The following is a 25,683-nucleotide window of genomic DNA, read 5'->3' as shown; positions in this document are numbered from 1 at the left end:
GCTCAGTACGTCCGCGAGCCCTTGAACTGCGCGTGCTGGCGCCGCTGCAGCGTCGTCTGCTTGCCCATCGCCTCGAAGGACACGCGCGCATGCGCGTCCATGATCGCGATGCCCAGCGCGTCGGCCGCGTCCTTGCCCGGTTCCCCGGGCAGCTTCAGCAGCCGCGCCACCATCGCCTGCACCTGCGCCTTCGCGGCGCCGCCGTGCCCGGTGATGGCCTTCTTCATCTGCACCGCCGTGTACTCCGACACGTGCAGGTCGCACGACACCAGCGCCGTCAGCGCCGCGCCGCGCGCCTGTCCCAGCAGCAGCGTCGACTGCGGGTTCACGTTGACGAAGATGATCTCCACCGCCGCGCAGGTCGGCTGGTAGCGCGACACCACCTCGCGGATGCCGTCGAAGAGGATCTTCAGCCGTCCCGGCAGGTCGCCGGTCGGCAGCGCGTTGGTCTTGATCGTGCCGCTGGCCACGTACGACAGCCGCGGTCCGTCCGCGTCGATGACGCCGAAGCCGGTGGTCTGCAGGCCGGGGTCGATGCCGAGGATGCGCATGCCGTCGCCTCCCGCCGCGTCAGGTACCGGCGCGGAAATACCACCGCACCGAATGGAAGAACACCGGCGCCGCGAAGCACATCACCGCGATGCGGTCCAGCAGGCCGACCGCGCCGGTGATCGCGCTGCGATTGCCCCAGGCGTTGATGCCCGCGTCGCGTTTGAGCGCCTGCATCACGAACACGCCGAAGCTGCCGCAACCCGCCGCGATGAAGGCGGCGATCGCCGCCTGGCCCGCCTTGAACGGCGTGATCCAGTACAGCAGCGCGCCCGCCAGGGCCGCCGCGAACGCGCCTATCCACCAGGCCTTCATCGTGAACGAGCGGCTGATCCGTCGCGCCACCGGCTTGGCCCGGAAGCGGCTGGTCGCCACCGCCTGCGCGATCTGGCCGCAGGCCACCACGGCCACCAGGAAGAACAGCAGGAAAGCGCCTCGACCCTCGTACTTCGGGAACTCCAGCAGCAGCAGCGCCGGCGCGTGCGACAGGCCGTAGACGCAGACCATGATGCCCCACTGGATCTTCGAGTTGCGTTCGAGGAAGCGATGCGGGTCGTCCGCCAGCGCGCTGGCCACCGGGATCGCCAGGAAACCGTAGACCGGGATCAGCACCGAGAACAGGTCGAAGTGGCGCGTCCCCACCAGCACGTACTGCAGCGGCAGGATCACGAAGAAGGCCATGATCAGTCCGCGATGGTCGGCCCGGCGGGTGTGCAGCAGCGTGATGAACTCGCGGAACGCGAGGAAGGAGAACACCGCGAACAGCAGCGTCGCGCCCACCGGTCCCGACACCCAGGCGGCCCAGAACAGGCAGGCGCCGACCCAGACCATGTTGAGCTCGTGCCGGAAGCGCGCCCAGCGCGCCTGCCAGGCTTCCTGCTCGTCGTCGGGACGGTCGCGCAGCGACCACAGCACCGAGACGATGCTCACCAGCAGCAGCGCGCCGAACAGCACGACGAACAGGAAGGCCACCTGCTCGCCGCTGTTCAGGGATTTGAGCCATCTCATTCCTTCCACCCTCCCGGACGCAGCGCCATCACCGCGGCGCGCGCGCGTTCGAGGAAGGCGCGCTTGTCCTCGCCGGGTTCGATCCGGATCGGCGCCCCGAAGGTGACCGTGCACAGGATGGGCACCGGCACGACCTCGCCCTTGGGCATGACGCGCTGGACGTTGTCGATCCAGGTGGGGATGAGCTGCACGTCGGGGAACTGTTCGGACAGGTGGTAGAGGCCGGCCTTGAAGGCCTGCGGCGCGCCCTTGTGGGAGCGCGTGCCCTCCGGGAAGATGACCAGCGAATCGCCGCCCTGCAGCGTGTCGACCAGCGGCTCGAGCGGATCCTCGTCGGGCGTGGCGCGCGTGCGGCTCACGTAGACCGCATTGAAGACCGCGCTGGTGAGCCAGGTCTTGAGCGGGGAACTCGTCCAGTAGTCGCGCGCCGCGATGGGGCGGGTGCGCGCACGCAGTTCGCCAGGCAGCGAGGCCCAGATCAGCACCCAGTCGAAGTGGCTCTGATGGTTGGCGAAGTAGATGCGTTGTTCGGACGTCGGGGGACAGCCTTTCCAATGTCCCTGCGCGCCGGTGATCAGGCGCGCCAGCCAGGACAGGAACAGGCCGGTGATTTCGGCAAGGACCATGGCGGGATTATCCGGGAGGACGGCCGTCTACTCATTTGATGACTGGAAGGCTCAAACGAGTCAGAGATGTCGACCACCTTGGCGACGATGAGGAATGGCGTTCGGAAAGTGGTCCCGATGACACTGCCCGCAGCTCATTTTTCTCACCAGGAACGACCTCAATGCATACCCAGACATCAGATCAGACCACTGTGCGGCAGTCGGAAAAGCCAGTGCGCATCGTCGAAGCGTCGAAGCCCGCCGGGAAGCGCGTGCCGCCGCAGGACGAAGCGGTCGAGGCCGACGGCGACGCGCCTTCCGTGGATGCACACGAGGCCGACGCATCGACCGGCAAGGCCGCGGACGGGCAGACGTTCTCCGACGCTTCCGAGTCGTCGTCCGACGGCGCCGCAGCGCAGCAGGCGGCCGGTGCGGAAGCGACCGGCCCCCAAGACGAGCCGTCCTGCCGTCAGATCCGCAGCGACGGCACGGAAGAGGACTGCGACCATTCCGCCGTCTGGCCGTGGATGATCGCCGGCTCCGGCATCCTGCTGGCAGGCGCCGCGGGGGCGGTCGGTCACGGGAGCGACAGCCACGCGACGGCTGCGGCGCCGGCACCTTCCCCACCCGGCGCGCCGAATCCGCCGCCGGCACCTCCGCCGCCGGTGCTTCCCACCGCACCGCGTCTGATCACCAGCTCGGGCAAGGACACCATCGACGGCACGGGGCACGTCGATGTCGCGCTCGCGGCGCCGGGCTCCTCCTGGGTCTATCGCCTGGACGGCGACGACACCTGGCACGCCGGCCAGGGCGGCAGCCTCGACGCCGGCACGCTGGGTCGAGGCGTCCATGCCGTGATGGTCGCGCAGCTCGATGGCGAGGGGCGCCGCGGTGACGTCGCCACGCTGGCGGTGCGCGTCCACGACGACGTGCCGGCGCCAGGGCTGGCGCTGGTGCACGACAACGGGAGTTCGTCGACCGACGGGTTGACCAACGACGGGACCGTCGCCGTTTCCGGTCTGGCGGCCGACGCGATCTTCTTCTACCGCGTGAATGGCGCGACCGAATGGATCGAGGGCGCGGCGGGGCAGGTGCCCGCGGGGGCGCTCGTGGCGGGCCAGAACAGGATCGAGGCTTACCAGGTCGATGCCAGCGGCGAGTACAGCCCGCTGAACAGCCTGACGCTGACCTTGGATCTGACGCCGCCCGAGGCGCCTCAGCTCCAGACCAGCAATGGCACCGATCTGCTGAACGCGCACGATTTCATCAACGTCTCCGGCATCGAGGGGGGCGCGGACTGGAGGTTCCGCGTGAACGGGCAGGGCGACTGGATCGAGGGCCATGACGGACGCATTCCCGCCGGCGCGCTGGCGGGCGGCGAGAACCACGTCGAGGTCGTCCAGGTCGATGCGGCAGGCAATGTGGGGGCCGCGGCGACGCTGACGGTCCGGCAGGATCTCGAGGCGCCCGATCCGCTGCGGGCGCACGTGGACGGCGGGCGCGGTGACCTTGTGTCCCTGCAGGGCTCGATCGCCATCGACAACATCGAGGACGGCGCGACCTGGAAGTACCGCATCAACGGTGAAAGCGAATGGCACGTCGGCAGCGGAACGCAGCTGTCAGCGAATATCCTGTTAGAGGGGCGCAACGATGTGACGCTGGTGCAGACCGACAGCAGCGGCCACGACAGCGCCGCGACGTCGATCACCGTCACGCGTGACAGCCTGGCCCCCGATCGCCCCGACCTGGTGACCAGCAATGGTCTGCCGATGATCAATGCGCAAGGCAGCCTGCTGGTCCATCGGCTGGAAGATGCCGCGACCTGGGAATATCGGATCGATGGTGGTGACTGGATCACCGGAACGGGGAGTTCGCTGGCTGCCAGCTCTTTGCACGAAGGCGCGCAGACGGTCGACGTGCGTCAGACCGATGCCGTCGGCCACGTGAGCGAGGTGGATTCGATCTCGATCACCTTGGACTCGACCGCTCCTGGCGCTGTGCTGTTGAGCGTGCTGAAGTCAAACGGTGCCGCAGCGCCCGACAGTCTCATCAACGCGACTGGCTATGTCTCGATCGGCAACATCGAGGCAGAGGGGCGCTGGGAGTTCAAAGCCAACGGCGATGACCATTGGCGGCCAGGCGGGGGAACCCAGCTGGCAAGCCGATTCCTGGATGAAGGTGTCAATACCGTGTCGCTGCGGCAGGTCGATTCGGCAGGCAATGTCGGTGAAGCAAGTTCGGTGACACTGACCTTGGATACAACGCCGCCCGCCATCAGCGTGACCCGGAACGACCTGGCAGGTGAGTATGTCGACGGGGCGTACATGCAACTGAACAGCCAGGACTCCTTCCGTGTGAAGTTCCAGGACAACGAGAAGGGCCAGGTCTCGATGGCCGGCCGTCAGTACGGCTTTGGGCCGAATGAGGGGGCGAGCTGGGGTGCCGGTCTTTTCAACGAGGGCGCAAATACCTTGCAGGTAACGGCCTCCGACAAGGCCGGGAACACATCCTCCCGCACGATCACTGTGTATGTGGATACCGAGGCGCCCGCCGCGCTGGACGTAGGGCTGAAGAACGACACGGGTTCGAACCATTCAGACCGCATCACGTCGGATGGCACCGTGGTGTTGTCAGGCATGCAAGAAGCGGTAAACATTGGGTACAGCCTCGACAACGGGCAACATTGGTCGAACTGGCAAACCAACACCGAAATTCCCGGCTCGGTGTTCGGCTCGGACGGGGTGAAGAACCTGCTCGTGCGGGTGTCGGATTTCGCTGGCAACATGGGTCCGACAACGTCCTTTCAATTCACGCTCGATTCGTCGGTGATCTGAGGACGGGCCACGCCGGCGCCACGGCGGTGTCTGCATCCCGACGCCCCGCAACGCTGAGCCCGTGCGGGGCGTTTTCATTCCGATCGGATCAGTGTGGCGGCCTTCTCCGCGATTGCCACCACCGGCGCATTCGTGTTGCCGCTGACGAGGCTGGGCATGATCGAAGCGTCCACGACCCGCAGCCCCTCGATGCCGTGCACGCGCAGGCGGTCATCCACGACCGCCTGCGCGTCCTGGCCCATGCGGCAGGTACCGACCGGGTGATAGACCGTGTCGACGCGGCGACGCAGCAGCGCTTCGATGTCGGCGTCCGTATCGACGTCGGCGCTCCACAGCTCTTTCTTCCAGAACGCCTTCATCGCCGGCGCGCGCATCAGGTCGCGCGTGAGCTTGTAGCCCTCGATCAGCTCCCTCACGTCTTCGGCCTCCTGAAGAAACCCCGGATCGATGCGCGGCGCGGCCAGCGGATCGGCGCTGGCGAGCGTCAGCGCGCCGCGGCTGCGCGGGCGCAGCAGGCACACATGACACGACAGGCCGTGGCCCATCCGCAGCTTGCGCGCGTGGTCCTCGACGAGCGCGACGACCAGGTGCAGCTGCACGTTCGGCGCGGGCAGGTCCGGGCGTGTCGACAGGAACCCGCCGCACTCGGCGAAGTTGCTGGTGACGAGGCCGCGTCGCTCGCGCCGATAGCGCTGGACCTGGCCGATGAAGCGGGCGCTCCCGCGCGCGGAGATGCCTGCGAGATCGAGGCAATCCGATTCGTAGCCGAAGACGAAGTCCGGATGGTCATGCAGGTTGCGACCGACGCCGGGCAGGTGGTGCCGGACCGCGATGCCCTGCGCCTGCAGCTGCGCGCCGTCTCCGATGCCCGACAGCATCAGCAGTTGCGGCGATTGCAGCGCCCCGGCACAGACGACGACCTCACGCGCCGCCCGCACCGTCCGGCGGTGGCCGCCTTGTTGCACATCGACGCCGACCGCACGTCGGCCCTCCAGCACGAGCGACAAGGCCCGCACACCCGTCTCCACGCGCAGGTTGGCGCGGCGGCCAAGCTGCGGTTGCAGATACCCGCGCGCGACGCTCCAGCGCTCGCCGCCATGCTGCGTGACCTGGTAGACGCCGAGGCCTTCCATGTCCGCGCCGTTGAAATCATCGAGGACCGGATGACCCGACGCTCGCGCCGCGGCGCGCCACGCGTCGTGGATCGGCGAGTCGGTGCGCAGGTCGCCGACGCGCAGCGGGCCGTCCTGTCCGTGCCAGGGCGCGCCGAGACGCTCGTTGCCTTCCGCCTTGATGAAGAAGGGCAGCAGGTCCTCGTAGCCCCAGCCGGCGTTGCCCGCGGCCGCCCAGGCGTCGTAGTCGCTCCGGTGCCCGCGCGTGTAGACCATGGCGTTGATCGCCGAGGATCCCCCCAGCGCCCTGCCTCGCGGCTGATAGCCGCGCCGGCCGTTCAGGCCGGCTTGCGGCTCGGTCTCGAAACCCCAGTTGTTGACCTTTGCGGCGACCTGCAGCACGCCGGCGAACGGCGTCGTCGTGACCCAGCGGTCGCCGCGTCCGCCGGCTTCGAGCAGCAGCACGCGGCACTCCGGATCCTCGCTGAGACGGCTCGCGAGCACGGCGCCCGCGGAACCGCCGCCGACGATCACGTAGTCGGCGTCGGAGGCGCTCCCGGCGCTCCCGGCGCTCATGCGATCTTCTTCAGCAGGCTCAGCATGCGGTCGAACGTCGCTCCATACGGCGGATGGAACAGCCTGGTGCCGGCGAGGCGCGACTGCAGGAACACCGGTTTGAGCTTGCTGAAGGTGTTGAAGCCCCAGACGCCGTGATAGGACCCCATGCCGCTGGCGCCCACGCCGCCGAAGGGTTGCTCCTCCTGGCCGAGGTGCCAGATGCAGTCGTTGACCGTGACGCCGCCCGCATGGGTGCGCGCGAGCACGTCGTCGCGCGCGGCCTTGTCCTCGCCGAACCAGTACAGCGCCAGCGGCCGGTCGCCGCCGTTGACAAGCGCGATCGCCTCCGATGGATGGCCGTACGGGACGATGGGCAGCAGCGGACCGAAGATCTCCTCGCGCATCACCGCCATGTCGGGCGAGGTCTCGAGCAGCAGTGTCGGAACGAGGCGGCGGTCCGTGGGCGCGTCGTCGTGCGTGGGACGCAGGGTCGCGCCGCGCGCGCGGGCGTCGTCCAGCAACCCCTTCAGACGTGCGTGATGGCGCGGGCTGACGATCGCGGTGTAGTCCGGATTGCCCTCGATGCGGGGATACAGGCGGCGCACGGCGGCCACGATCGCGTCCGCCAGCGGTGTCGCGAGTTCCTTCGGCACCAGCACGTAGTCCGGCGCGACACAGGTCTGGCCGGCGTTCAGCAGCTTGCCGAAGGCGAGGCGCTCCGCGGTGCGGGCGATGTCGGCGCTGCGGTCGACGATGGCCGGCGACTTTCCGCCGAGTTCCAGCGTCACCGGGGTCAGGTGTTGCGCGGCCGCCTGCGCGACCAGTCGTCCGACCGGCGTCGAGCCGGTGAAGAACAGGTGATCGAAGGGCAACTGCGTGAAGGCCTTGCCGACCTCGGCATCGCCCGTGACGACGGTCATCTCGTCGGGCGAGAAGTGCTGGGCGACAAGTCGCGCCATCAACGCGGAGGTGGCCGGTGTCAGCTCGGACGGCTTGATCATCACGCGATTGCCGGCGGCGAGCGCCGCCAGCGCGGGCGCCATGGCAAGGTAGTAGGGATAGTTCCACGGCGAGACAATGCCGACCACGCCGAGCGGCTGCGGCATCAGCCGGTTGCCCGCGGGCAAAAAGTGCAGGGCGGTCGGGGCGCGCTTGACGGTCATCCAGCGCTTCAGATGCCGCATCGCGTGCCGGGCGCCGGACTGGACGGTGAAGAGATCGGCCAGCAGGCTTTCATGCCGCGAGCGGTGGCCGAAATCCCGGGACATCGCCTCGGCGAGCGCTTCCGCGTTGTCGGCGGTCATGCGCAGCAGCCGCGTCAGGCGATCCTTGCGCTGTGCGTGGCTCGGCAGGCGCTCGCGGTCGAACGCGGCGCGCTGCTGCTCCAACACAAGATGCAGGCGCTCGTGCAGGGCTTGGTCCATCGATGTCTCCGCTGTTGCTCTTGTGAAGCTGGAGGCTATGCGCATTCCGAGCTGGGGCCAAGCGAAGCGACCCTGGACTAGAGAGGTCCGACTAGCAGGCGGCGCTCCGAAATGGAAAAGCCCGGCCGGAGCCGGGCTTTGTCTTGTGGACGCCGAAGTGTCCGAGCGGATCGCCGCAAGAGGATCGCGGCGATCGCTCCGGTCAGAAGCGGTAGCCGACGCCCAGCGTCACGCCGGAGGCCTTGATGCCGTCCTTGTCGTAGTAGCTGGTGTAGTCCAGCGCGCCGTACCACTGCTTGCTGAAGGCGTAGCCCACGCCGACGCCGTAGGACACGTCGTCGTCGCTGTCCGAGGCGGACATGCCGTTGAAGCTGTACTTGATCTTGTTGTGCAAGTAGCCCAGGCGGCCGAAGACCTGGAAGCCGTTGCCGAAGTCGTACTTGGGCTTCAGGTACACGCCGTAGGCGTTCGAGATCTTGGTCGTGATGCCGGCGGTCTTGTCGTCCTTCACGCCGCCGGCCAGCAGGCCTTCCACGGCGAGGTAGGGGTGGACGTTCCAGCCGACGATGCCGCGCAGCAGGCCCGGCTCCAGGTCGGGACCACCGGCGTCGATGGTGATGAAGCTGTAGCCCAGCTCGCCGTACAGCTCTGGCTTCGGGGCTTGGGCTTGAGCGGCGCCGGCCAGCAGGAGGGCAGCGGCGGCAATGGCGGAAATCTTGGTCATGTTTGCTTGGTCTTGAACAACGGCACCAGAACGGTGCCGGCGCGCAAGGTAGCACTCCCGACCCGGGGAGACCCGAAGGTTCCCCCATGGAGATGTCACAACTCTTTCCCGGAGTTGTGGCCGCGCGACGCCGTCAATGACGGAAATGGCGCACGCCCGTCAACACCATCGCGATGCCACGTTCGTTGGCTGCCGCGATGACCTCCTCGTCGCGCATCGAGCCACCCGGCTGGATGACGCAGGATGCGCCCGCATCGGCCAGCACGTCCAGGCCGTCGCGGAACGGGAAGAAGGCGTCGCTCGCCACGGCCGAGCCGGTCAGCGTCAGGCCGGCGTTCTCCGCCTTGATCGACGCGATGCGCGCCGAATCGATGCGGCTCATCTGGCCCGCGCCCACGCCCAGCGTCATGCCGCCGCCGCAGAAGACGATCGCGTTGCTCTTCACGTACTGCGCGACGGTCCACGCGAACATCAGGTCGTCGAGCTGCTGCGCGGTCGGCTGCAGCGTGGTGACCACCTTCAGGTCGGCCTGGGTCAGGAAGTGGTTGTCGGCGGTCTGCACCAGCAGGCCCGAGCCGACGCGCTTGACGTCCTGCGCGTTGCGGCCCTGGTCCCAGGGGCGCGCGCCGCCCGGCGGCAGCGCGATCTCGAGCAGGCGCACGTTGACCTTGCCCTTGAAGACCTCGCGCGCCTCGGCGCTGAACGACGGCGCCATCAGCACTTCGACGAACTGCTTGGAGACCAGCTCCGCGGCTGCGCGGTCCACCTCGCGGTTGAAGGCGATGATGCCGCCGAAGGCGCTGGTGGGGTCAGTCTTGAAGGCCTTGGCGTAGGCGTCGGCCGCGGTCGCCGCGACGGCCACGCCGCAGGGGTTCGCGTGCTTGATGATCACGCAGGCCGGCGCGTCGAAGCTCTTCACGCATTCCCACGCGGCGTCCGCGTCGGCGATGTTGTTGTAGCTCAGCTCCTTGCCTTGCAGCTGCTTGCCGGTCACCAGCGAGCCGGGCGCCGGATACAGGTCGCGGTACAGCGCGGCGGTCTGGTGCGAGTTCTCGCCGTAGCGCAGGTCCTGCACCTTGATGAAGCTGCTGTTCATCTGCGCGGGGTACTCGGACAGCGAGCCGTCTTCCAGGCGCGCGCTCAGGTAGTTGCTGATCGCGGCGTCGTACTGCGCGATGCGGTTGAAGGCGGCCACCGACGCGGCGAAGCGCGTCCTGTCGCTGGTCTTGCCGTCGGCCTTCAGCTCCTCGAGCACCTGCGCGTACTGCGACGCGTCGGTCAGCACCGTCACATCCTTCCAGTTCTTGGCCGCGCTGCGGACCATCGCCGGACCGCCGATGTCGATGTTCTCGATCGCGTCCTCCAGCGTGCAGCCGGGCTTGGCGACGGTGGCCTCGAACGGGTACAGGTTGACCGCCAGGATGTCGATCGTGTCGATGCCGTGCTGCTGGATCGCGGCGACGTGTTCCGGCAGGTCGCGGCGGGCCAGCAGGCCGCCGTGGATCTTCGGGTGCAGCGTCTTGACGCGGCCGTCCAGCATCTCCGGGAAGCCGGTGTGCTGAGCGACCTCGGTCACCGGCAGGCCGGCGTCGGCCAGCAGCTTGGCGGTGCCGCCGGTGGACAGCAGACGCACGTCCAGCGCGTGCAGCGCCTTGGCGAAATCGACGATGCCGGTCTTGTCGGAGACCGAGATCAGGGCGGTGAGTTGAGCCATGAACATTCCTTGGAAGCGGGGGATTCGGGTAAGGGCCAAGCGGGCGCGGAGAACCGGCTTTGCCCGGGCTCCTGGGCTCGTCCCCTTGAGGGGGCGGCGGGAGCCGGTAGCGGTGGGCTAGATCAACTTGTGTTCGACGAGCTTGCGGCGCAGCGTGTTTCTGTTGATGCCCAGCCATTCGGCGGCCTTGCTCTGGTTGCCGTCGCTGTGCTGCATCACGACTTCCAGCAGCGGCTTCTCGACGAGGCGGATCAGCATCTCGTGCATCGAGTGCGGCACTTCGCCGCCGAGGTCTCTGAAGTAGACCTCCAGGTTCTCGCGGATGCAGGAGTCGATCGGTTTGGGCGTCATGCCGTGAGCCTTCTTTCTTGGTCTTGGTGTTCGTCGTTCGCGGCGGCGGCTGCGTCGGTGTCTGCGTCGTCGAGGGCGCCGTCGATGGCGTCATCGGCTGTCGGCAGGTAGGGCAGGCGGTCATGGTCGTCCGCCAGCGCGTCCAGCCAGTCCGTCAGCGCGCGGACCTGGCCGTCGCAGGTCTCGAGGGTGTTCATGCGGCGGCGGAAGTCCTCGCCGCCGGGCAGCGCCCGCACGGCCCAGCCGATGTGCTTGCGCGCGCTGCGCATGCCGGTGAGTTCGCCGTACAGCGCGTAGTGGTCGTGCAGGTGCTCGATCAGCCAGCCCTTGGCGTCCGCGATGCGCGGCGCGGGCAGTTCCTCGCCGGTGGCCAGGAAGTGCGCGATCTCCGCGAAGATCCACGGCCGGCCCTGCGCCGCGCGGCCGATCATGATCGCGTCGGCGCCGGTCGCGGCCAGCACCTCGCGGGCCTTGTGCGGCGTGTCGATGTCGCCGTTGGCGACCACGGGGATGCGCAGCGCGGCCTTCACCGCGGCGATGGTGTCGTACTCCGCGCGGCCGCTGTAGCCCTGCTCGCGCGTGCGGCCGTGCACGGTGACCATCGCCACGCCGGCGGACTCCGCCGCGCGGGCCAGCGCGACCGCGTTCTTCTCCGCCTGGCACCAGCCGGTGCGCATCTTCAGCGTGACCGGCACGCCGCGCGGCGCGCACGCGGCGACCACCGCCTCGACGATCTCCAGCGCCAGCGCCTCGTCCTGCATCAGCGCCGAACCGGCCCACTTGTTGCAGACCTTCTTGGCCGGGCAGCCCATGTTGATGTCGATGATCTGCGCGCCGCGATCCACGTTATAGGCGGCCGCCTCGGCCATCATCGACGCATCGGTCCCGGCGATCTGCACGGAGATCGGCGCCGACTCGCCCTCATGGTTCGCGCGGCGCGAGGTCTTCAGGCTGTTCCACAGGTCCTTGCGCGAGGTCACCATCTCGCTCACCGCATAACCCGCGCCGAGCTTCTTGCACAGCACGCGGAAGGGCCGGTCGGTCACACCCGCCATGGGGGCGACGAACAGACGGTTCGGCAGGACGTAGGGACCCAGCACAAGGGAGCCGGGCGGCGGCGTGGACATCGGGGAACAGCGAGGCGGTTGCACAAAAAAGAGGCAGAAGTATACCGCCTCGACGTGCCCCCGTCGGCCCCCGTCAGAGCGAGGGCTGCTTGCGCCAGAGGACGAAGCCCTGGTCGACGAAACGGGCCATCACGCGGTCCTGCGACAGCTTGTAGACGGCGCGGGCGATGCGGCCCCGCAGCTCCGGCGTGTTGCAGCGGGAACGGTGGGCCAGCGTCAGGTACAGGCCCTCGCGCGCGATCGCCGGCATCAGCGGCTGGATCGCCGGACCGCCGTTGCGCGCCGCATAGGCCTCGGCCGGCGTGTCCTCGTAGATCAGGTAGTCGGCGCGGCCGCGCTGCAGCATCAGGATCGCCTGCTCGATGCTGGCGACCTGGCTGATCTTCAAGGACTGGCGCGCGTAGTTGTCGAACTCCACGCCGAAGCTGTTGTTGATCACCGTCACGCCCTGCTTGGTTGCCAGGTCGCTCCAGCGCTTGTAGGCCACCGGTGCCGCGGTCCGCGTCCAGATGACGCTGCGCGTCTCGCGGAACGCGGGATGGAAGTAGTCCATGTACTCGGTGCGCGGCAGGGTGAAGAACGCACCGGCGATCAGGTCGATGCGACCGGCGCGCATCTCCTCCTGCACGCGGCCCCAGGGACCGACGTAGCGGGTCTCGATGGGGATGCCGATCTCGACCGCGAGCCACTGCATCATGTCTGCGTTGGCGCCGACCAGCTTCTGCTCGTCGGACGGATCACGCCACAGGTAGGGCGGGTACTGCGGGTTGCCGGAGGCGACCAGCATGGGGCAGCCGGCGATGGGCGAGGGCGGGGACGTCGCGGTGCCGGGCGCCGCGCTTGCCTGTACGGCGGCGGAGGGCGGCGCGGTCTGCGCCAGCGCCGCGCCGCCGAACAGGGACGACCCGGGCGACGATCCGGTGGTGACCGGACCGGCGACGGCCAGGCCGATCAACGCGAACGACGAAACGGCTAGGCGGCGCAAGGACATGGTCTTCAGATAATCCCACGCATGGAAGCTTGGCTGCAACAGATGATTCACCTGATGCTGGAGACCCTGTCTCTGCCCCAGGTGGGGTTGGGCGCGGTGTTCGTCGTCGCGCTGATTTCGGCGACGCTGCTGCCGATGGGATCGGAACCCGTCGTGCTGCTGTTGGTGCATGCGAAGCCGGAGCTGTTCTGGCCCGCGATCCTCGTGGCTACCGTGGGCAACACGATAGGCGGCGCGATCACGTGGTGGATGGGCTACGGCGCGGAACGCGCCTACGAAGCCGCCGTGCATCACACGCCGCGCGACCAGCGTGTGCTCGGCTGGCTGCGTCGTTTCGGCGCAAAGACCTGCCTGATGAGCTGGCTGCCCCTCGTCGGCGATCCGCTATGCGCCCTCGCGGGATGGCTGCGGCTGCCGTTCTGGCCCTGCGTGGCCTACATGGCGGTCGGGAAGTTCATGCGCTACCTCCTGATGACGGGCATCGGCGTCGCGATTTTCGACTGAGCGTACCGACGCCCTCGCCACTTCGGGGGTGACGGCCGCAAGAGCGCCTGCCAGCTTGCACAATCCGGGGCACCGACAGGAGACCCCGCCATGAGCACCCCCAGCACCCCGGCCTACGACGCCCTGTGCCAGCGCCATCAGCGCATCCACCGGCTTTCCCACCTGCAGTCGATCGCCTCGTGGGACCAATCCGCCTTCATGCCGACGCGCGGCGCGCAGGCGCGCGCGGAAGCGCTCGCCGAGATGGGCGGACTGCTCCATCAGCTCGGCACCGATCCTGCGCTGCGTCAGCTGCTCGACGACGCCGCGCAGGAGCCGCTCGACGACTTCCAGCGCGCCTCGCTGCGCGAGATGCGCCGCGTGTGGCGCTCGGCCAACGCGGTGCCGCAGCGGCTCGTCGAAGCGCGTTCGCTGGCCAACTCCCACTGCGAACATGCGTGGCGCAGCCAACGGGCCGCGAACGACTGGGCCGGTTACGTCGAGAACCTCCGCCCGGTCGTGCGCTACGCGCGCGAAGAGGCGCAGTACCTGTCCGACGACTCGGGCCTGAGCCGCTACGACGCGCTGCTCGACCAGTACGAGCCCGGCATGCGTTCCGCCGACATCGACCGCGTGTTCGGCGATCTGCGCCAATGGCTGCCCGGCCTGATCCGCGAGGTGATGGCGCGCCAGTCGACCGACAGCGTGGTCCATCCGCAGGGCCCGTTCCCCGCCGCGTCGCAACGCGCGCTGGGCCTGGACGCGATGAAGCTGCTGGGCTTCGACTTCGAGGCCGGACGCCTCGACGAAAGCGCCCATCCGTTCTGCGGCGGCGTGCCGGAGGACGTGCGGATGACGACGCGTTACCGCGACGACAGCTTCCTGCAGAGCCTCACGGGCACCATCCACGAGACCGGCCATGGCCGTTATGAGCAGAACCTGCCGCGCGAATGGCTGGGCCTGCCGGTGGCCGGCGCGCGCTCGATGGGTCTGCACGAAAGCCAGAGCCTGTCCTTCGAGATGCAGCTGGCCTCGCATCCCGGTTTCGCCGGCCTGTTGCAGCCGCTGGTGGAACGCCACCTCGGCACGCAGCGCGGCTTCGCCGCCGAGAACCTGCACAAGCTGATGACGCGCGTGGCGCCAGGCTACATCCGCGTGGACGCCGACGAGGTGACCTACCCGGCGCACGTGATCCTGCGCTACGAGATCGAACGTCCGCTGATCGAGGGCCGGATCGAGGTCGAGGACATCCCCGCGCTGTGGGACGCAAAGATGCAGGAACTGCTGGGTGTGGACACGCGCGGCAACTACAAGGACGGCTGCATGCAGGACGTGCACTGGGGCTGCGGTCTCTTCGGCTACTTCCCGTGCTACACGCTGGGCGCGATGTACGCGGCGCAATGGTTCGCGGCGATGCGCCGCGAGCGTCCGGCGCTGGACGCGGAGATCGCGCGCGGCGAACTCGCCCCGGTCTTCGACTGGCTGAAGACGCGCGTGTGGACGCAGGGCAGCCGCTGGGAGACGCCCGAGCTGGTGCAGCGCGCCAGCGGCGAGGCGCTCAATCCGGCGCACTTCCGCCGGCACCTCGAATCGCGCTACCTCGGCTGAGCATCGCGGCGGCGCTCATCCGACGCCAACGAAAAAGGGCACCCCCGCGAGGGGTGCCCTTTTCTTCTTGCGCGTCCGCGGTCTCTACCCACGGCGCTCCCAACGAGTCGTCGAGGACTCGAGATGCTGTCGTCTGACTTGCAAATGGCTTGCAGCGGGGTCAGGCCTTGCCGGCCGCTTTGCGGCGGCGCAGGACCACGCCCAGCGCGCCCAGGCCGGCCAGCATCAGCGCGAGGCTTTCGGGCTCCGGCACGGCGGCGGCATTGCCGGCGATGGTGTTGACGCTGATGTTGTCCAGCGAGGTGCCGTAGCCGTCGCTGCGGCCGACCGCGGCGAAGCGCAGCGTCATCGGGCTGCCCGTGCCGACGAAGGTCGTCGAGAAGGTGGCCCAGGACGAGTCGGTGTTGTCGCCGACGGTGCCGGTCAGGCTACCGATGCTCCAGGACAGGCCGTTGCTGGCGGCGCCGAGGTTGTCCGGGCGGTTGGCATAGGCGAAGCTCAGCGAGTAGGTCTGGCCGGCGACGGTGTTCAGGGCCTGGCTGATCCAGCTGTTGGCGCTGGTGTCCAGTTCGGCGAAGTTGCTGCCGGCGAAGGCGCTGCCCGAGACGTTGTTGCGGATCTCCAGGCCGTTCGGTCCGACGGTCCAGCCCGCCGCGCTGTTGACGACGGTCCAGCTGCCGGAAGCGACCGTGGTCGACTCGAAGCCGCCGTTGTTGACCAGGTTCACCGGCGCCGCGAGGGCGGCCAGCGGGGCTGCGAACAGGAGGGCAGTGATCAGGCGCTTCATGGGATGGGCTCGGGAGTTCGACAAGGGTGCGCAGGAAGGTCCGCGCCTGTGTCGAATTGTTCGAGACCGGAGCCCGGGTGCCATCCCCCTGGGCGCTGGGGAGCGCGATACCTTTCGTGACGGAGTGCACACCACCCGCGGGCGGGGTGGGGTCAGGTCGTGCGCTTGCCGCCCTTGACCCCCTTGCCGCTCTTGTCGCTCTTGGAGGGCCTGGCTGTCTTCGCCGCAGGCTTCTTCGCGACCGGTGTCTTCTCGGCGGGTTGCTTCGCGGCCGGCTTCCGCAGTGCGTTGCCGGGCTGAGCGGCGCGCAGCAGGGCGACCTCCGCGGACAGCGTCTCGACACGCGCCTTCAGCTGCGCGACTTCGTCCGCGGCCGGCATGCCCAGCCGCGCGAGCGCCCGCGCCACGCGGTCCTCGAAGATCGCTTCCAGCTTGTCCCAATGCTGACCGGCGCGCGCGCCGACCTCGCCGGCCAGGTCGCTCATCCGGTGCGCGGCGGTGCCGGGTTTTGCCTCCGCCTTGCCGACGGCCACGCCGCCCTGCTCCTGCGCCTTGGCGAACGCGGCCAGGCCGGCCGACCAGATCTGCTGTGCCGAGGTCCGGACCTGCTCCGCGAACGGCGTGTCGACCACACGCTTCGAGGCGGGCGACGCAGATGACGCGGGTGCGCTGTTCTTGCGGCGGCCTTGCGCCGGCTGGGGCGCGGCCGTCTTCTGTTGCTTCTTGACCATGGGCGTTCCTTGTCGTCACGCGACGGGGCCTGACGCCCGCCGCTCTCCGAAAACCGGACTATAGGCGGCGGACCGGCCGTGTGCGGTGCGCCACGCCGACCTCGGGACGCCGCGCAACCCCCCATCGGGGCGATCTCCGCAGGGACCAGAATGTCCGACATGTCCTTGCCGACCTCTCCGACCCCCCCGACCGCGTCGCCGGGCCGAGCGCCGGGCAACGGGTTTGCCGATACCGTGCCCGATCAGCCGCCGGCGCTGCCGCCGCTGGCGATGGACCGCGACCTGCCGCTGCGCAAGGGCGCGTTCATCGACTGCCCGCAGTGCCGGGAGCCGATGCGCCACGTGGCGCTGCCCGGGCACCACGCGCCGGCGACGGTGGACATCGACCACTGTGAGCCTTGCGGCCTGGTCTGGTTCGATGCGCGCGAGTCGGTGCATCTGTCGACGGCGGCCTGGATCCAGCTGCTGCGGGATCTGAACCGCCTGCGCCGGAACGACCGCCCGCATCAGCCGAACCGCGCCTGCCCGCTGTGCGCGAAGACCTTGAAGGAGGTCCGCAACCTCACGCGTTACGGACGCTTCCCGGTGCTGGAATGCGGCCATTGCGGCGGCCATCTGCACAGCGAGGCGGGGATGCTGGCCGAGCGCGGTCTGGTGCGTCCGCTGCTGCCGGGCGAGCGCTACGCCCTGCAGGCCGAGAAGCGCGAGTTCCTGTGCCTGAGCTGCGGTGGCCCCGCCGACGGCCGGAGCGAGGATTGCGCCTGGTGCCAGAGCCCGCTGCTGATGGTGGACATGCCGCGCCTGGCGAATGCGCTGCGCCGGCGCCCGCCGTCGGAGCCGCTGCTGATGCCCAATGGCGGCAGGCCGGTCGGCTGGGCCTGCCGCGGATGCGGCGCGCCGATGGACCCGACGCGCGAGACGAGATGCGGACGCTGCCATCACACCGTGGCGGCGCCGACGATGGACGACCTGGGACCGCTGCTCGACGCCCTCGAGCATGACGGGGACGAAGCCGACGCGCAGCTGGAGCGCGAACGCCGCGAGCGGCTGGCGTCGTACCGCTTCGAGCAGCGCGACCCGGCCGGCGGCAGGCACGGCCTGTTCTGGAAGGGCGAACTCGAGAAGCGCTACGACGAGGAGAACGACCGTCGCGAGCGGAGCGGTCGGCGCGGCTGGTCCGCCGACGGGTGGTCGGAGGCCGCGGACGCGGCGCCCTCGCTGATCGAGATCGCGCTTCGCATCGCGGCGAAGCTGCTGCGCTGATCAGAGCTCCAGCACCCCGATCGGTTTCGCGCAGGCGGCCGGCGTGCCACCGCCGCGAACGACGAAGGGCAACTCGCCCCACGGGCCCGCATCGCGCGGGCAACCGTTGCGCAGCGTGCCGCCGGGGCAGCCGCAGCCCTTGGTCTTGACCAGCTTGTCCAGGGTCTGCGACTGCTGCGGATTGAGCTTGGGCAGGTCGTGGCGGAACACCAGCTGCAGCGCCGTCGTCGGCGCGGGCGCGTCCAGCGCGGGAACGGGGCCGAGCAGGGTGGCCATCGAGGACGTTTCCTTCAGCGCCGCGGCGGGTTTCATGCCCTTGGCGCGGCGGAGGTAGTTCAGCGCCACCTCCATCGCCGCGTAGCCGCGCGCGGCCGAGGCCGTGAACGGCTTGCGGAACGCGGCGCCGTAGGTGTTGGCCACTTGGTCCCAGCGGCCGCGATCGATCGTCAGCACGGGGCACAGCACCGCGTCGACGCGCTCCGACAAGGTTGCGTCGAAGTCCATCCAGCACGAGGTCCGCGCGCTGATGCGCAGGCCGGTCTGGCGGCGCAGGTCGGCGGCGATCTTCTCGCCGGTGTTGAGTTCGATGCGGCCCAGCTGCAGCTGCAGGTCCTGGTCCTTCATCCGTTCCGCGTTGCTGGAGATGAAGGGGATGCCCGCCACCCGCAGCGCGTCCGCGCCGGCATTGATCTCGCACCAGTTGCCCAGCACGACGTCGACCTTGGCCGCGATGAATTCCTGCGAGATGGCGAGCGCCTTGCGGGCGTCGCAGCCGCTGTCCTTGACGATCAGCTTGGGCGCGGCGTCGCCGGGCCAGGTCTTGAGCGCGAGCGTCATGCCGAGCTGGAGCTCCTCGGCCTGGGTCGTGCTCGGATAACTGCCGGGCAGGATGACGCCGATGGTGGCGGCGGCGGCGGCCGGCGCGATGGCGCACAGCAGGGCGGCCGGCAGCGTGGCGCCCACGACGTCGGCCAGGACCTTGCGGATGTTCATGACGATCCCTCTTGTTCTTCGTGGCCGGTGTCGGCCGTTGACTTTGTCGCCGGAACTGCGGTGTGGCGTCCGAGTCCGGAGGTATCGCCTGCGCGGAGGGCGCGCGCACTGGAGGTTTTCCCGGGAATCCCCACGAATGAAAACGCCCCGGCGGGCCGGGGCGGTAAGACGTCACAGTTGTGACGGCGAGTGCGGCAAGCGCGCAACGCAAGCCGTACAGCGCACGAAGCTCAGGCGGGCCAACCCTGCAGCACGAGCTTGCCGCGCTGGCGCTGGCTTTCCTGCAAGGCGTGGGCGCGCTTGAGGCTGTCGGCGGAGATCGTCCCGACCACGTCGGACAGGGTGGTGCGGATCTTCCCGGCGTCGACCAGCGCCGCGACCTCGCTCAGCAGGCGGCCCTGCGCGGCGATGTCGTGGGTCGCATGCATGCTGCGGGTGAACATCAGTTCCCAGTGCAGCGACAGCGACTTGCCCTTCAGCGCCATCACGTCCAGATCGTGCGGGCCGAAGTCGTCGATCATCGCCAGCTTGCCCTGCGGTTCCAGCGCGTCGATGAAGCCCTGGAAATGCTGCGGCGTGTGGGTCAGGCTGGTGACATAGCGCAGCGGCGGCACGCCGGACTTCTGCAGCGCCGCGATCTGCGGTGCGAGCGCATCGCGGTGGTTGATCACGTGGTGGGCGCCCAGTGCGTGCAGCCACTTGCCGCCTTCGCCCTCCGGCTCGGAGCTGGTGCCGATGACGGTCAGGTGCGCATGGCGGCGCGCCAGCTGGACCAGGATGGACCCCACGCCGCCGGCCGCGCCGGTGACCAGCAGGCTGACCGGACGCTCCGTCTGCTGTTGGACCTGCAGACGGTCGAACAGCAGTTCCCAGGCGGTGATGGCGGTCAGCGGCAGCGCGGCGGCCTCGGCGTCGCTGAGCGACGCGGGGGCCTTCGCGACGATGCGGTGGTCGACGCACTGGAATTGCGCGTTGCTGCCCGGACGCGTGATGTCGCCGGCGTACCAGACGCGATCGCCGATGGCGAAGCCGGAGACCTGGGGGCCCATGGCGCGCACCGTGCCGACGGCATCCCAGCCGAGGACCACCGGCGTCGTGCCGTCGGGGCTGGCGCGGCGGACGCGGATCTTGGTGTCGACCGGATTGACGGCGACGGCGCTGACCTCGACCAGCAGGTCCTGGGGACCGGGGGCGGGCGTGGGCAGGTCGAGGTCGATGAGCGACTCGGCCTCGGTGATGGGCAGGGACTTGAAGTAGCCGACGGCTTTCATGGCAGGACTCCGGGGTTCGGTAGGAAGGGAAAGGCGGGAGGAGCGGGATGCTGTGGGAACGAATGGTGAACCTTCCGGCAGAATCAATGAAGGGCGCTGAATTGCTATCAGTTTCAACGTCCGATTGAAGATCGACGAAGGAAGGGCCGCCATGGACATCGAGAACACCGCCGAACTGCGCCTGCTGATCGAATGCGCGCGCGGCGGCAGCCTGACGGCGGCGTCGCGGGAGATGGGCATCACGCCCGCGGCCGCCAGCGCGATGCTGAAGAAGCTGGAGGCGCGGCTGGGCGTGCGGCTGGCCGAGCGCAGTACCCGGGCCTTGCGCCTGACCGCCGCCGGCGAGCGCTTGAGGGACTACGCGCAGCGCGCGCTCGAACTGCTGGACGAAGGCCTCGCGCTGGTCACCGAGGGCGGCGACGACGCGGCGGCCAAGGGGCGGGGCGCGACGGCGCTGCGCGGCCGGATACGCGTCAGCGCGTCGAGCGACCTGACGCGGCGCATCGTGCTGCCGTTGCTGGACGATTTCCTCGATCGCCATCCGGGGATCGAGCTGCAGCTCAACGTCGGCGACGCGCTGCAGGACGTCGTGCGCGACGAGGTCGACCTCGCGCTGCGCTACGGCGAACTGGCCGACTCGCGGCTGGTGGCGCGCAAGTTGCACGACGGCCGCCGGCTGCTGGTGGCGTCACCGGACTACCTGCAGCGGCATGGGCGGCCGTCGCATCCCGGCGAGCTGACGCAACACGACTGCATCCGCTTCAAGATCGGCGACCGGCTGGAGCGCGAGTGGCGCTTCTGGCGCCGCGACGCGATGCAGGCCGCGCCGCTGGACGTCACCGTGCAGGGCCGACGCACGGCGGACGACGGCGGCATCGCCCACCAGTGGGCCCTCGAAGGGCGGGGGCTGACCTACAAGAGCTGCCTGGACATCCGCGACAGCCTCGCCAGCGGCGCGCTGGTCGAGGTGCTGCCGGACTGGGTTGGGCGGACCATGCCGCTGCACGCGCTGATGCCCAGCCAGCGCTTCCTGCCGCAACGGCTGAAGGCGCTGGTGGATCACCTGGCGGAGGGACTCAGGCGCTGACGCGCCGGGAGACTTCGCTCAATGCTTGTGGTCGCCGTGACCCGCGTGCGGGTCCTTGGCGTCCGGCGACGCGACGGGGCCAGTCCTTGCGGGGGCCTGGACCGTGACCGTCGAGCGGGACTTGTCCGCGCCTTCGAACACGAGCGTGAGTGGCACGGCGTCGCCGGTCTTCAGCGGCCCCTTGAGGTCCATCAGCATCACGTGATAACCGCCCGGCTTGAGCGCCACCGGCTTGCCCGCGGGCACCGCCAGCGCGCTCACCGCCCGCATGCGCATGACGTCGCCGTCCATGGCCATCTCGTGCACCTCGGCCACGCCCGCGGCCGGCGAACTGACCGAGATCAGCTTCACGTCCGTCGGCGACTTGATCTGCATGAAGGCGCCCGTGGCCTTCTGCTGCGGCACCGTGGCGCGCACCCAGGCATCGGCGACGACGACCTGGGCCTGCGCCAGACCGGCCGTCAGCAGCAGCGCGGGAACAACGGCCAGGCGGGCAAGGGAACGGAACTTCATCGGGGCGTCCAATCCGGATTCAATGACGATCCGGCAGTATCGGTCATCGCTCCCCGGGGGCGCCGGTCGCGTCCATCGCGCCCATCTTGCGCAGCACCTGGTGGACGATCTCCACGCGCTTCTGCGAGAAGGCCGGATCCTTCATGTCCATGTTAAGGGCGAAGTAGACCGGGCGCGCGTCGCGGTCCTGCTCCGACCAGCCCACGAACCAGCCGAGCCCCGGCGCGCCGTCGGCCCAACCCGTCTTCGCGTAGAGACGCCAGCCCGGGCCCTGGTCGCGCAGCATCACCTTGCGCGCGATGTCGTACGTGCGGTCGGACAGCGGCAGCGCGCGGTCATGCACGCGGCGCAGGAACTCGATCTGGCCGACCGCCGAGAGGCGCAGGTCGCCGTCCAGCCAGAAGCGGTCGCCGATCGGACCGGCAACGGCGTTGCCGTAGCGGAAGTCGCGCACGAACTGCTGCACCGTGGGCTGGCCGATCTGCCGTGCCAGCGACTGGAACACCCAGACCGCCGAGACCGTGTAGGCCGAGCCCAAGGTCTGATCGCGGTTCCAGTCGTCGATGCGGCGCTGGGTGCCGTCCCACTTGAAGGGCTGCGTCTCGTCGACGGCGGCGCCGGTCTCCAGCGCGATCAGCGACATCGGGATCTTGAAGGTCGAGGCCGGCAGGAAGCCTTCGAAGGCGCGGACGCTGTCCGACGCGATCCAGCGATGCGCGCGGGTATCGAGGACGACGAGCGTGCCCTTCGTTCCCAGTTCATCGAAGTGGCGTTGCAGCTCGGGGCGGGTCTCCCAGCGCTCGCGCTGGTCGGCGGGCGTGGTCTGCGCGATCGAGGCGCGGCAGGCGGTGAGCGCGAGGCAGGCGAGCAGGGCGCTCGCCATCACACGGGGAAAGGACATGGCGGTCTCCGATGGATGAGGGATATCGCCAGTGTGCGAAGTCCGCTTCTCCCGAAGTCGTCGAAGTCCCGTTACGCCTGTTGCGCCTGCTCCGCCCGTTCCGGCAAGACCCGATCACAGCGAGTGCGGGTGGGGCCGGAATGATGTGGGGGGTTCGCGGACGCGATGCCCCCCACGTCGTGGAGTGCCCGCGCTTGGCCTCTCGCCGTATTCCGGCGATTCACGCCCTCCGCGACTGCGGCATCAGCGTTTCCGCCTCGTCGAGGTAGCGCCGTCGCGCTCCTTCATCGCGAAGCTTGCGCGCTTGCAGCCGTGCCTGGCGGACGAGGTCGGTGGCGCTGAACGCGTCGCCTTCGTCGAGTGCGTGGCGTGCCCAAAGCAGCAGGAACGCGCAGCGCTGGTCGGCGGGGATCTGGGACTGCCTCGCCCGGCAGGAGGCCCAGCGTTGCGCCGCGAGGTCGCCGAACGAGGTCGCCGGCAGGGGCAGTCCTTGCGTGGTCGCCAGGCGCTGGAGCGCCGCGAAGTTCAGACCGCCGAGCGTCGCGAGCCGCAACAGGAAGATGGTGTTCAGCAGTGAACTGCGGCCGAGCTGCCAGCGCGCGCAAAGTGCGTCGCTGAGCAGCAGCCAGCGCAGCGCGTCCTCCACGCCGGGCCCGTCCGTCGGCAGCAGCGCGGCTTCGGCGAGCCGTCCGAGCGCGTTGGACAGGTTGGCCGCGCAGACCTGGAGCGCATCGGGCAGTCCCGCCAGCGAGGCGCTGCGCAGCGCCTCGCCGAGGCTGGCCAGCGACTGCGCCGCGAGCGCCGCGTCGCCGCGCGCAATGGCGAGGTCGCGCAGCACGATGCCACGCAGGTTGCCGTGGTCGCAGCGCAGCGTGGAATCGGCGGCGAGCACGTCGGGGTCGACCTCGTCGAGCTTGTCCAGCGCCGGCGCCGCCTGTCCGAGGCTGCCGAACCAGTGCCAGGCGGCGAGGATCGCGACGCGGGCGCGGAGCTGGCGGCGTTCCGGGCGCGGCAGGTGGCCGTTGTTGAGCGTCTGGCCGAGTTCGCGCAGTTCATCCTGCAGCGCCGCCCAGTCGCCCAGCCGGCGCGCGATGCGGGCGCGGCGCAGGCCGAGCGCGGCGGCGGCGGCGTCGTCGCCCGGCGGAACGTGCGGCGCGGCCTGCTGCAGTGCGAGGCGGGCGGGATAGAGCTCGCCGCGGTCGAGCAGGTAGTCGGCGCGGGCGAGGGCCTCGGCGTAAGCCAGCGGGAGCAGCGGCGCGGCGGCGGGCGCGCGCACCGGGCGCTGCTGGCCGAGCCAGCGCGCGAGCGCCTCGCCGGTGGCCGCTTCGCCGTCGATCTCGACGCGGCAGCCCGACAGTAGCGCGGCGTTGAGCCAGAAGGGTCCGCTGCTGCGGGCGCTGGCTTCGATCAGCGCGGCCAGCGGGCTGTCGTCCAGCAGCGCCAGCGCGCGCCAGACCTGGGTGCGGTGCAGTTCGGCCATGCCGGCGATGCGCTCGCGCAGTTCGGCGCGCGAGCAGGGGCTGTCGACGCGGGCGAGGCCTTGCTCATGCGCCTGAAGCAGCGCGGCGATCAGTCGCGGCAGCAGGCGGCTGCGCAGTTCGGGTTGACCGTCGATGCGCAGGCCCTGCGGCAGCAGCTGGATGAGATGCAGGGACTGATCGGCAGTCGGCAGGGCCGCAGGGGCGGGGGCAGTGGACGCAGTCATCGGAGGTGCATTCTGCGCCGCGTGCCTGCGCGGTGTGACGGGGTTGGCGTAACGGGCGTTACGTGAGCGAGTGACAACGCGAGCGACGTGCCGCGGCGAGGGCAGTGAAGGGGTCGTGAAGGCGCGCCCGCACAGCGCCGCACGATGCGCAGGAAGGTCGGTAACGAAACGTCAGGCCCGCCCCTTGCCTGTAGCTCGGCATCACAACTCGAGGGGACTGCCATGGTGGCAAAGAATGAAGCCTGGTATCCAGGTGAGGCCGGCGTGGACGGGGTCGTCGCACCCCGCACGTCGAATTCCGCGGTGTCGTGGGGCGCGGTGTTGGCCGGGGCCACGGCCGCTGCCGCGCTGTCTCTGATCCTGCTGCTGCTGGGCGCGGGTCTGGGGCTGTCCGCCGTGTCGCCCTGGGCCAACGACGGTGCGAGCGCCGCGGCGCTGGGTGTGGCGGGCATCGTGTGGCTGGCGTTCACGCAGCTCGCGGCATCCGGACTCGGCGGTTATCTTGCCGGCCGACTGCGGGTCCGCTGGCGCGATACCGACCCCAACGAGGTGCATTTCCGCGACACGGCGCATGGGATGCTGTCCTGGGCCGTGGCCACCCTGTTCACGGCAGCCGTGTTGACCGCCTCGGTCGGCGCCATCGCCGGGATCGGGGCGAAGGGGGCGGCGGTGGCGGCTGGAACGGCGGCCACCGGTGCGGCTGCTGCGGGGGCCGTCGCGACGGCTGGCGATGAGCCCGGTGCGAAGGGCGGTGCCTCGGGCACTTCGGCCCGGACCGCGCTCGGCAGCGGCGATTTCGGCTACTACGTGGACACGCTGCTGCGTCCTTCGGCGACCGCGTCGACCACCGCGCCGGCGCCGTCCGCAGCGCCCGCCGGGGTCAATCCGGCGACGCTGCGTGCCTGGCCGGACGCGTCCATGGTCCACGCCGACGAGCAATCGTCGGCAACGCTGAATCGTCTGCTGGTCCGTGCCGTGCGGGATGGCGGCACGCTGTCGCCGGAAGACACGCGCGCCGCCGGGCAACTGGTGGCGCAACGCACCGGCCTCAGCCAGGCGGAAGCGGAGCGGCGCGTCACCGAGACGCTGCAACGCGCCCGCACCGAGGCGCAGGCGCTGGAAACCCGTGCCCGCGAAGCCGCAGATGCCGCCCGCAAGACGGCGTTGACGACGGCCTTGTGGATGGTTGTCGCGCTGCTGATCGGCGCGTTCACCGCGAGCCTGCTGGCCACCGTCGGCGGCCGGCAACGCGACCTCATCGGTTAAGACAAGGAGAACTCACATGCGATCGTTGCTGCTCTTTTTCCTGGGCGTGCCCATTCCCATCATCATCCTGATCGCGCT

At 69.6% G+C, this 25,683-nt stretch carries 23 protein-coding genes; 6 read left to right on the top strand and 17 right to left on the bottom strand.

Annotated elements, in window-relative coordinates; all coding sequences use genetic code 11:
* Positions 1-2: 2 nt before the first annotated feature.
* From ruvC to PV762_RS08730, 3 genes are read right to left on the bottom strand one after another with little or no spacing between them, the layout of a single operon-like run.
* Positions 3-551 (bottom strand): crossover junction endodeoxyribonuclease RuvC, encoded by a 549-nt coding sequence (gene ruvC, locus PV762_RS08740; protein ID WP_088406119.1) that lies wholly within the window; start codon positions 549-551, stop codon positions 3-5.
* 19 nt (positions 552-570) lie between these two features.
* Positions 571-1,557 (bottom strand): phosphatidate cytidylyltransferase, encoded by a 987-nt coding sequence (locus PV762_RS08735; RefSeq protein WP_421034636.1) that lies wholly within the window; start codon positions 1,555-1,557, stop codon positions 571-573.
* A complete protein-coding gene (locus PV762_RS08730) occupies positions 1,554-2,183 on the bottom strand; it encodes a lysophospholipid acyltransferase family protein (RefSeq protein ID WP_421034635.1) in 630 nt (209 codons plus the stop codon). Before PV762_RS08730 ends, PV762_RS08735 begins: the two co-directional genes overlap by 4 nt.
* Positions 2,184-2,344: 161 nt before the next feature.
* Between PV762_RS08730 and PV762_RS08725 the strand changes: the two genes are divergently transcribed.
* Positions 2,345-4,996 (top strand): hypothetical protein, encoded by a 2,652-nt coding sequence (locus PV762_RS08725; RefSeq protein WP_421034634.1) that lies wholly within the window; start codon positions 2,345-2,347, stop codon positions 4,994-4,996.
* Between the two features lie 74 nt (positions 4,997-5,070).
* Here the strand turns inward: PV762_RS08725 and PV762_RS08720 are convergent, their stop codons facing one another.
* From PV762_RS08720 to PV762_RS08690, 7 genes are all read right to left on the bottom strand, one after another.
* A complete protein-coding gene (locus PV762_RS08720) occupies positions 5,071-6,684 on the bottom strand; it encodes a GMC family oxidoreductase (RefSeq protein ID WP_421034633.1) in 1,614 nt (537 codons plus the stop codon).
* Entirely contained in the window at positions 6,681-8,090 is a 1,410-nt protein-coding gene (locus PV762_RS08715) for a coniferyl aldehyde dehydrogenase (RefSeq protein WP_421034632.1), read from the bottom strand. The genes PV762_RS08720 and PV762_RS08715 overlap by 4 nt, the downstream gene beginning before the upstream one ends.
* A 202-nt stretch (positions 8,091-8,292) precedes the next feature.
* Positions 8,293-8,814: a porin family protein gene (locus tag PV762_RS08710; RefSeq protein ID WP_421034631.1), complete on the bottom strand. Its 522-nt coding sequence runs from the start codon at positions 8,812-8,814 to the stop codon at positions 8,293-8,295.
* A gap of 133 nt (positions 8,815-8,947) precedes the next feature.
* Positions 8,948-10,528: a bifunctional phosphoribosylaminoimidazolecarboxamide formyltransferase/IMP cyclohydrolase gene (purH, locus tag PV762_RS08705; RefSeq protein ID WP_421034630.1), complete on the bottom strand. Its 1,581-nt coding sequence runs from the start codon at positions 10,526-10,528 to the stop codon at positions 8,948-8,950.
* Positions 10,529-10,645: 117 nt separating this feature from the next.
* Positions 10,646-10,879: a helix-turn-helix domain-containing protein gene (locus tag PV762_RS08700; protein ID WP_088406111.1), complete on the bottom strand. Its 234-nt coding sequence runs from the start codon at positions 10,877-10,879 to the stop codon at positions 10,646-10,648.
* The gene (gene dusB / locus PV762_RS08695; protein ID WP_421034629.1) at positions 10,876-12,006 is read right to left on the bottom strand and encodes a tRNA dihydrouridine synthase DusB; all 1,131 of its coding nucleotides are present in this window, start codon (positions 12,004-12,006) and stop codon (positions 10,876-10,878) included. Before dusB ends, PV762_RS08700 begins: the two co-directional genes overlap by 4 nt.
* A 73-nt stretch (positions 12,007-12,079) precedes the next feature.
* Positions 12,080-12,997, bottom strand: coding sequence for a substrate-binding periplasmic protein (locus tag PV762_RS08690; protein ID WP_421034628.1), 918 nt, complete (start codon positions 12,995-12,997; stop codon positions 12,080-12,082).
* 21 nt (positions 12,998-13,018) lie between these two features.
* Here PV762_RS08690 and PV762_RS08685 point away from each other — a divergent pair, with 21 nt between their 5' ends.
* Positions 13,019-13,501 carry a YqaA family protein gene (locus PV762_RS08685; RefSeq protein WP_421034627.1) on the top strand — a complete coding sequence of 161 codons (483 nt, stop codon included), beginning with the start codon at positions 13,019-13,021 and terminating at the stop codon, positions 13,499-13,501.
* A 90-nt stretch (positions 13,502-13,591) separates the two neighbouring features.
* Positions 13,592-15,088 carry a carboxypeptidase M32 gene (locus PV762_RS08680; RefSeq protein ID WP_421034626.1) on the top strand — a complete coding sequence of 499 codons (1,497 nt, stop codon included), beginning with the start codon at positions 13,592-13,594 and terminating at the stop codon, positions 15,086-15,088.
* A gap of 160 nt (positions 15,089-15,248) precedes the next feature.
* On the opposite strand, the gene PV762_RS08675 is transcribed toward PV762_RS08680, so the two are convergent.
* Both PV762_RS08675 and PV762_RS08670 read right to left on the bottom strand, forming a co-directional pair.
* On the bottom strand, positions 15,249-15,875 hold the full coding sequence (locus PV762_RS08675) for a PEP-CTERM sorting domain-containing protein (RefSeq protein WP_421034625.1): 627 nt from the start codon (positions 15,873-15,875) through the stop codon (positions 15,249-15,251).
* 152 nt (positions 15,876-16,027) lie between these two features.
* A complete protein-coding gene (locus PV762_RS08670) occupies positions 16,028-16,606 on the bottom strand; it encodes a phasin family protein (protein ID WP_421034624.1) in 579 nt (192 codons plus the stop codon).
* A 159-nt stretch (positions 16,607-16,765) separates the two neighbouring features.
* On the opposite strand from PV762_RS08670, the gene PV762_RS08665 reads away from it, so the two are divergent.
* Positions 16,766-17,869 (top strand): hypothetical protein, encoded by a 1,104-nt coding sequence (locus PV762_RS08665; RefSeq protein ID WP_421034623.1) that lies wholly within the window; start codon positions 16,766-16,768, stop codon positions 17,867-17,869.
* Here the strand turns inward: PV762_RS08665 and PV762_RS08660 are convergent, their stop codons facing one another.
* Together PV762_RS08660 and PV762_RS08655 are read right to left on the bottom strand one after the other, a co-directional pair.
* Positions 17,870-18,862 (bottom strand): hypothetical protein, encoded by a 993-nt coding sequence (locus PV762_RS08660; protein WP_421034622.1) that lies wholly within the window; start codon positions 18,860-18,862, stop codon positions 17,870-17,872.
* Positions 18,863-19,092: 230 nt separating this feature from the next.
* Positions 19,093-20,133, bottom strand: coding sequence for a zinc-binding alcohol dehydrogenase family protein (locus PV762_RS08655; RefSeq protein ID WP_421034621.1), 1,041 nt, complete (start codon positions 20,131-20,133; stop codon positions 19,093-19,095).
* Positions 20,134-20,284: 151 nt separating this feature from the next.
* Here PV762_RS08655 and PV762_RS08650 point away from each other — a divergent pair, with 151 nt between their 5' ends.
* On the top strand, positions 20,285-21,220 hold the full coding sequence (locus tag PV762_RS08650; protein ID WP_421034620.1) for a LysR substrate-binding domain-containing protein: 936 nt from the start codon (positions 20,285-20,287) through the stop codon (positions 21,218-21,220).
* Between the two features lie 18 nt (positions 21,221-21,238).
* Here the strand turns inward: PV762_RS08650 and PV762_RS08645 are convergent, their stop codons facing one another.
* The 3 genes from PV762_RS08645 to PV762_RS08635 all read right to left on the bottom strand — a co-directional run bounded on the left by PV762_RS08645 (position 21,239) and on the right by PV762_RS08635 (position 24,339).
* Positions 21,239-21,733: a copper chaperone PCu(A)C gene (locus PV762_RS08645; RefSeq protein WP_421034619.1), complete on the bottom strand. Its 495-nt coding sequence runs from the start codon at positions 21,731-21,733 to the stop codon at positions 21,239-21,241.
* A gap of 43 nt (positions 21,734-21,776) precedes the next feature.
* Positions 21,777-22,634, bottom strand: coding sequence for a penicillin-binding transpeptidase domain-containing protein (locus PV762_RS08640; RefSeq protein WP_421034618.1), 858 nt, complete (start codon positions 22,632-22,634; stop codon positions 21,777-21,779).
* Positions 22,635-22,854: 220 nt separating this feature from the next.
* Positions 22,855-24,339: a hypothetical protein gene (locus tag PV762_RS08635; protein WP_421034617.1), complete on the bottom strand. Its 1,485-nt coding sequence runs from the start codon at positions 24,337-24,339 to the stop codon at positions 22,855-22,857.
* 222 nt (positions 24,340-24,561) lie between these two features.
* On the opposite strand from PV762_RS08635, the gene PV762_RS08630 reads away from it, so the two are divergent.
* Positions 24,562-25,605 (top strand): hypothetical protein, encoded by a 1,044-nt coding sequence (locus PV762_RS08630; protein WP_421034616.1) that lies wholly within the window; start codon positions 24,562-24,564, stop codon positions 25,603-25,605.
* Positions 25,606-25,683: the final 78 nt, after the last annotated feature.

This window comes from Mitsuaria sp. CC2 (assembly GCF_048957715.1).
Taxonomy (GTDB): Bacteria; Pseudomonadota; Gammaproteobacteria; order Burkholderiales; family Burkholderiaceae_C; genus Roseateles.
The sequence above is the reverse complement of the archived record's forward strand: the minus strand, read 5'-3'. Positions and strand labels throughout refer to the sequence as shown.